6 protein-coding genes and 1 pseudogene are annotated in these 5,885 nt (G+C 35.3%); 2 read left to right on the top strand and 5 right to left on the bottom strand.

Going from position 1 to position 5,885, the window contains the following annotated elements; translation table 11 throughout:
* Positions 1-200: pseudogene (locus ACY65O_RS11225) on the top strand (diaminopimelate decarboxylase); the annotation flags it as partial.
* Here ACY65O_RS11225 and lysA read toward each other — a convergent pair.
* From lysA to ACY65O_RS11200, 5 genes are all read right to left on the bottom strand, one after another.
* Complete coding sequence (gene lysA, locus ACY65O_RS11220) at positions 113-1,276, bottom strand: diaminopimelate decarboxylase (RefSeq protein ID WP_462220950.1); 1,164 nt, start codon at positions 1,274-1,276, stop codon at positions 113-115. The pseudogene ACY65O_RS11225 and the gene lysA sit on opposite strands and share 88 nt — an antisense overlap.
* Positions 1,277-1,385: 109 nt before the next feature.
* Entirely contained in the window at positions 1,386-2,150 is a 765-nt protein-coding gene (scpB, locus tag ACY65O_RS11215) for an SMC-Scp complex subunit ScpB (RefSeq protein ID WP_462220949.1), read from the bottom strand.
* A gap of 88 nt (positions 2,151-2,238) precedes the next feature.
* On the bottom strand, positions 2,239-3,120 hold the full coding sequence (gene atpG / locus ACY65O_RS11210) for an ATP synthase F1 subunit gamma (RefSeq protein WP_462220948.1): 882 nt from the start codon (positions 3,118-3,120) through the stop codon (positions 2,239-2,241).
* Between the two features lie 281 nt (positions 3,121-3,401).
* On the bottom strand, positions 3,402-4,412 hold the full coding sequence (locus tag ACY65O_RS11205; protein ID WP_462220947.1) for a helix-turn-helix domain-containing protein: 1,011 nt from the start codon (positions 4,410-4,412) through the stop codon (positions 3,402-3,404).
* A 303-nt stretch (positions 4,413-4,715) separates the two neighbouring features.
* On the bottom strand, positions 4,716-5,309 hold the full coding sequence (locus ACY65O_RS11200; RefSeq protein ID WP_462220946.1) for a DUF6992 family protein: 594 nt from the start codon (positions 5,307-5,309) through the stop codon (positions 4,716-4,718).
* Positions 5,310-5,559: 250 nt separating this feature from the next.
* Here ACY65O_RS11200 and ACY65O_RS11195 point away from each other — a divergent pair.
* Positions 5,560-5,885 (top strand): hypothetical protein (locus ACY65O_RS11195; RefSeq protein WP_462220945.1); only part of this gene is annotated, 326 nt, incomplete at its 3' end.

Raw genomic sequence — 5,885 nt, 5'->3', positions numbered from 1 at the left:
CAGATACATTTGCATGGGACAGAAAAGTGGCTGAAATAAGAGAAGGCGATCTGTTAGTTTTTAAAAACGCCGGCGCTTATGGTTTCGAAATGTCTTCTAATTTTAACAGCCGCTATAAACCTGCAGAAGTTTTAGTAAAAGATGGTATAGCAACATTGATAAGAAAGAGAGATGTGTTTGATGACATTTCGAAACCATAAGCGCCGGCGTTTTTAAAAACTAACAGATCGCCTTCTCTTATTTCAGCCACTTTTCTGTCCCATGCAAATGTATCTGTTTCGCAAATGTTGCCGGTAATGGTGTACTGTTTTGCTGCTGCTGTTGGGTTGCTGATATTTTCTATTTGATGATAAGCATCGTAAAACATGGGACGAATTAAATGATTGAAACCACTGTTAACCCCTGCAAAAACAGTGTTAGGCGTTTCTTTAATAACATTTACTTCGGTAATTAAATAACCGGAAGCACTTACTAAAAACTTGCCCGGCTCAAACCAAACCTGCAAGGGATTGCCATTGGGGTTAGGATGATTATCAAATGCTTCTTTTACTTTTTTTGCTAACAAGATCATATCCGTTTCTCCATCGCCATCACGGTAAGGTACTTTAAAACCACCGCCTAAATCCACCGATTTTAATTCCTTAAAATGCGGAATAATATCAAACAGTACCGCAATACCTTTTACAAAAACATCCACATCTTTTATGTCGCTGCCGGTGTGAATGTGTAAATTTTGAATATGCAAATTGTATTTAGATACTACATCAAGAATTTTATTGAGTTGATCTGCAGGTATCCCAAATTTACTTTTATCGTGCCCTGTTGAAATTTTTATATTACCACCTGCCATAATGTTGGGCCGCAAACGAATACCAACTGGATAACTATGCCCATACTTTTTTCCAAATTTTTCTAAATTACTCAGGCTGTCAATATTAATATGTACACCTAAGCTTTGTGCTTCTTCTATTTCACTAAAATGAATGCCATTGCTGGTGTATAAAATATTGTTGGCTTCAAAACCTGCAAGCAATGCCAATTTTACTTCGTTAATGCTGCTGCAATCAACATTGCAGCCGATACTTTTAATGTGTTTTAAAATATTGATATTGGTTAATGCTTTGCAGGCATAAAAAAACTTTGTGTCAGTTGCAGCAAAAGCATCAGTCAGCTTTTTATATTGTGCTGTAATATTATCGGCATTATAAACATACAGCGGTGTTCCAAATTCCTTTGCGGCGGCAATTAATTGTTCTGTAGATAATTGATGTGACATGCTGCGAAAATACGAAGGATAGGAATACGGATAACATAAAGGATAAGCAGTAAATAAAAAAGGCATGAACAATTTCACACCTTTTAATTTGATTTATACAAAATAATTTTTAAGCTTCAATTTCTTTGTCCTCCGCATCTGGAGGTGCTTTAGTTGTTTCAGCGGTTTCTAAAATTGCTAATTCAGTTTCATCTTCAGTTGCTGCAATGATAATTTCTTCTTCAATATTTATTTCATGCTCAACCGGTGTGCCGTTTGCAACATCCGATTCATATTCCAGTTGCTCTGCCTGCGCTTCTATTACATTGGTAGCATTTACCAGTTCTTCCATCATCACTTCGCTGATCTTTGGTAAATCATCGGCGCTGTTAATGCCAAAATAATCCATAAAAGATTTTGAAGTGGAATAAATTAATGGCTGACCAACAGCATCTTCTTTACGGCCGGATATAACTACTAAATCTTTTTCTAATAATTTTTGTACAGCATAATCGCAGTTTACACCACGTATAGCTTCCATTTCGCTTTTGGTAACCGGTTGCTTGTATGCAATGATGGCGAGTGTTTCTAATGCTGCTGTGGAGAGGCGTTTTAAAAATTTATCGCCATTAAGTAAGGCAACAGTTTTATAATATTCTTTTTTGGTAAGAAATTGCAGGCCACCGCCAATTTCTCTTAACTCAAAAGCATAAAATTCTGAATTGTATTTTTCCCTGATGCCTTCAATAGCAGCATCAATTTGTTCAATGCTTGCCCTGTCTTCAATAAAGCCCAAAGCAGTATTCACCAATTCCACCAATTCAATTTTGGTTAATGGTTTATCGCTTGCAAAAACCAGTGCTTCTATGTGTGGTATAATTTGAGAAAGCTCCATGTTGATTTATGATTTTGGATTTCCGATTTCGGATTTGAAAGACAGCTTTACATCAGCAATCATACATCCTAAATCATACATCCTTTTTTTATCCGTTTAATGCCGCTGCACCACTTACAATTTCTGTAAGCTCTGTCGTAATAGCTGCCTGCCTTGCCCTGTTGTAACTTATCTTTAATGATTTTAATAATTCGTTGGCGTTATCACTTGCTTTATCCATCGCCGTCATTCTTGCACCATGTTCGCTGGCATTGGCATCAAGCACAGCTTTGTATAACTGGGTGTTTAAAATTTTTGGCATCAGCTCTTCAATCAACACTTCTTTGCTGGGTTCAAAAATAAAATCAGCATTTTTTTGCCCGGCTGTTTTAGCTACTTTTTGTACCGGTAAAAATTGCTCTGCAATAAAACGCTGTGTGGCTGCATTTTTAAATTCGCTGAAAATTAATTCCACCGCATCCACTTCATTTTTTGCAAATGCTTCCATGGCGTATTTAGCTGCAGCCTGCACTTTATCAAAACTTAAACCGGTAAAAATATCCCAGTATTTATCTACAACTTTAAAACCACTTTTATTAAAATGCTCGTAACCTTTTTTACCAATGGGCAATACCTGCACATTTCCTTTTGCCTGCTGTGCAGCATATTTATCTTTAATAACCTGTTTGGCTAATTTTATAAGGTTGCTGTTGTAGCCTCCGCACAAACCCCTGTCGCTGGTAACTACAATTATCATTACCTTTTCAATTTGCCTTTCCACCGCCAGTTCCATTTTTACATCTCCATCGCTGTTACTTACAATATTGCTCAGCATTTCCTGCAATTTGTGTGCATAGGGCCGCATTTGTGTAATGGCATCCTGTGCACGGCGCAGTTTTGCAGCACTTACCATTTTCATGGCTTTGGTAATTTGCTGAGTGCTTTGCACACTTTTAATTCTGTTACGTACTTCTTTTAACGCACCTGACATATTGAAATAATTAGAAAATTAATACCTTGTTTTTGGGTGGCAAAGGTAGGGCAAAAGCTGTAAAAACAAACAACTGAAACAGAAACAAAAAAGCCCGGTTAATCGGGCTTTTTGTGGTTCGGTAAGAACTATTTAATGTTTTGCTGAGTTTGGGGGCTAATCACCCGGACATTGGAATTTGAATTTTTTGGATATTTAATTTTAACTCAGTAAATATAAATTCAATTGCATGGGTTATTGGTTTGAAAAGGGTTTTATTTTAACTGCATTAGCTTTTATTTTTAAACTGCCTGCCTGAATTCGCTGGGTAAAATGCTGAATTCTTTTTTAAAGGCGGCGGAAAAGTTACTCATGTTTTGATAACCAAGCATTACACCAATCTGCGAAATGCTGTGTTTCCGGGAGTTGAGCAATTCCTTAGCCTTGTGCATTCGGTTTTTTTGATAGTACTGGTATATGGCCATACCATAAGCCTTTTTAAACAGCTTCTTTAATTTGCTTTCACTCATATAGGCTGCTTTGGCCAAAGTTTCTATGGATGGAAATTCTGTAGCATATTGTTTTGTAATCAAATTTTCCACATTTACTAAAGCATGAAAATCTTTGGGGTTGGCAAATTCAGGCATACTTTTAAGGCCTCGCCGGCACAAATTATTTAAAAATTCTTCTGTTAATTTTAGAACACGGCTTTTTATAAATAATTCGGGTAAATAAGTTTGCTCAGTGTCATTTAAAAGGGCTAATAAAATTTTGCGGTGCTTAGCGGTAATAAAATCCACCATATCTGTTTGCTGCTTTAAAACTTCTATTTTTTCGGCAGTAAGTTCTTTAACGTTATGTTTTAACCAATCTTCGCTCAGTTGTATAGATAATCCTTTTACTGAAGTTCCCTTTTTTAGGGTAAGGCTTTGATTGGTAAAACTATTGGTTAGCAATGCAACGCTGTGAAAATTATCTTTGTTCTCAATAATTTTTGCCTCCTCCCCGGTTTTGCATTCTATTTTTTCTTTAAACGTAGCTTCTAAAAAGTGAATCATTAATTGAAATTCAGCAGAGGGCATTCTCCTGTATTCCAGGTCGGTATTAAGTGTGTAATTTACAATGCGGTAAGATAAGCCGGGTTCCAGTATTTTGGCCCTTGCATAGCCGGTGGCAAAACTTTCAGCAAATTCTATCCGGGTTCCTGATTTTTTTGCACCAACATAACTGCCAAATTTTTTAATCCATTCTTCATAGTCTTCCTGGTGGTAATTGAAAACCAATGTGTTGTTTTGAATTTCGGAAAAATTCATAGTAAATAAGTTTGTAATTAAAACCATTAAGATGAATTACTTAAAAAATTGGTTGCAAGATTCAATACTAATATACATAAAAACATAAAAAAGGTTTGAATTTTATTGTTTTGATAATATAATTCAAACCTTTAAAGAAAAACTTATAAAAACTAAATTCCAATTATTATTAGCAAAGCTGCAGGTTATTTTTATCAGCCGCAGGCTGCAACCTGGTAAAGTTGTGCTGGTCAACTGTAACTTTAAACTATATTGCCGGATTACCGAAAAGGAAATTGAAATGTATAATTTTTAGCGCAAGCTTTATAAAGAATAAACTACAGATACCCCTGCACCGCTTCCTGCAATTTTTAATTTGCTTATAAAATTATTAAGCTGCTTACCATGATTATGATGAACAGCATACATTACCATATCAAATAAAAATAAAAAACCTCCATTCACCATTACAGCATTTCCATAGCCATGTAATTTTGATGGATTGATTTTGCTCTTGCTTTTTTCTTTAAGGTAAGCCCCGGCCGTGATATAAGCCACATCAAGACCGGTATTAAATAAAAATATCTTTTCTGTTTTATGCTGATGCTGTAAAACTGCTGCCAAATCCAGATTGCTTTTTTTATGTTTTGATGCACCCCAGTAACCCAGCCCTGCAAGTGCAAGGTTAACGCCATTCCACATTATATTCATTTGATGATAATAACGGGCATCATTATTATTGGTGTGTAAAGACAAAGAACTGGTAATAATATTGGCAGTAGCCCAACCTCCTAAAACAAGCATACTTTTTTTAGTAATAGCAGTGTTTTTCTTTTCAAATAAAACTAAGCTGTCCTGTTGTGCAAAACAGAAAAAAATGGCGCTAACTAATGTGGCTGATAATAACAATTTCTTCATAACATGCTTTTATAAATTTAACATACGGATAAAAATTATTTTTGGCTGTTTGGCATAGTAATCTGTAGTTACTTACAACAAGTCCTTTGCATCTAAACTTCTAACTGCTAAAACCCCAACTATTTGCTACCTTTGCCACCCCGATAAATTGGGCAAATGCTGTCAATTTGGCTTTAAATTTATTTCAGCATCATATTTGACAACACTTGATCTTTACAATTAATTATACCAACCAACAATAATAAAGTTTATGTTAGGCATTATATCAAAATTATTTGGCGGCAACAAGAGCGAAAAGGATGTAAAAAAAATCTCTCCGCAGGTAGAAAAAATCAACCAGTTTTTTGATCAATATCAAACTTTAAGTAATGATGCCTTGCGGAATAAAACGGTGGAGTTTAAACAGCGTATTGCTGCACATCTTACTGTAATTGATAAAGAAATTACTGATAAAAAACAGGCTGCCGAAGATTTACCCGTTGCAGAAATAAACAACAGGGATATTATTTATAAAGCAATTGATGAATTAAAAAAGACAAGGGATAAACAGATTGAAGAAATTTTGCAGGAATTATT

It is taken from the genome of Ferruginibacter sp. (assembly GCF_031430955.1).
Lineage (GTDB): Bacteria > Bacteroidota > Bacteroidia > Chitinophagales > Chitinophagaceae > Ferruginibacter.
This window is presented reverse-complemented; position numbering and strand designations above follow the sequence as displayed.

Bases quoted from the DNA above. Each gene is read 5' to 3' on its own strand.
- atpG (WP_462220948.1), bottom strand. From the start codon at position 3,120: ATGTCAGGTGCGTTAAAAGAAGTACGTAACAGAATTAAAAGTGTGCAA.
- ACY65O_RS11205 (WP_462220947.1), bottom strand. From the start codon at position 4,412: ATGAATTTTTCCGAAATTCAAAACAACACATTGGTTTTCAATTACCAC.
- ACY65O_RS11200 (WP_462220946.1), bottom strand. From the start codon at position 5,309: ATGAAGAAATTGTTATTATCAGCCACATTAGTTAGCGCCATTTTTTTC.
- scpB (WP_462220949.1), bottom strand. From the start codon at position 2,150: ATGGAGCTTTCTCAAATTATACCACACATAGAAGCACTGGTTTTTGCA.
- lysA (WP_462220950.1), bottom strand. From the start codon at position 1,276: ATGTCACATCAATTATCTACAGAACAATTAATTGCCGCCGCAAAGGAA.